The following is an 805-nucleotide window of genomic DNA, read 5'->3' as shown; positions in this document are numbered from 1 at the left end:
GGGAGACTTTGAAGCAGCGACGCTAGTTGTTGTGGAGTCAACCTTGAAATACCACCCTTGTAGTTTTGATGTTCTAACGTTGGCCCCTGAATCGGGGTTACGGACAGTGCCTGGTGGGTAGTTTGACTGGGGCGGTCTCCTCCTAAAGAGTAACGGAGGAGCACGAAGGTTGGCTAAGTACGGTCGGACATCGTACGGTTAGTGTAATGGTAGAAGCCAGCTTAACTGCGAGACAGACACGTCGAGCAGGTACGAAAGTAGGTCATAGTGATCCGGTGGTTCTGAATGGAAGGGCCATCGCTCAACGGATAAAAGGTACTCCGGGGATAACAGGCTGATACCGCCCAAGAGTTCATATCGACGGCGGTGTTTGGCACCTCGATGTCGGCTCATCACATCCTGGGGCTGAAGTCGGTCCCAAGGGTATGGCTGTTCGCCATTTAAAGTGGTACGCGAGCTGGGTTTAGAACGTCGTGAGACAGTTCGGTCCCTATCTGCCGTGGGCGTTTGAGAATTGAGAGGGGTTGCTCCTAGTACGAGAGGACCGGAGTGAACGAACCGCTGGTGTTCGGGTTGTCATGCCAATGGCATTGCCCGGTAGCTACGTTCGGAACTGATAAGCGCTGAAAGCATCTAAGCGCGAAGCAGGCCTCGAGATGAGTTCTCACTAGACTTTTAAAGTCTCTGAAGGGCCGTTGAAGACTACAACGTTGATAGGCAAGATGTGGAAGTGGTGTGAGCCATTAAGCTAACTTGTACTAATTACCCGTGAGGCTTAACCATACAACGCCAAACGCGTTTTATG

Annotated in this window: 1 rRNA gene; it reads left to right on the top strand. The window is 51.8% G+C overall.

The annotated features are described in order from the left end of the window. A 23S ribosomal RNA gene (locus I6F49_RS20255) occupies nt 1–783 on the top strand; the annotation flags it as partial. Nucleotides 784–805 lie beyond the last annotated feature (22 nt).

This window comes from Pseudoalteromonas sp. SWN166 (assembly GCF_015864485.1).
GTDB lineage: Bacteria > Pseudomonadota > Gammaproteobacteria > Enterobacterales > Alteromonadaceae > Pseudoalteromonas.
The sequence above is the reverse complement of the archived record's forward strand: the minus strand, read 5'-3'. Positions and strand labels throughout refer to the sequence as shown.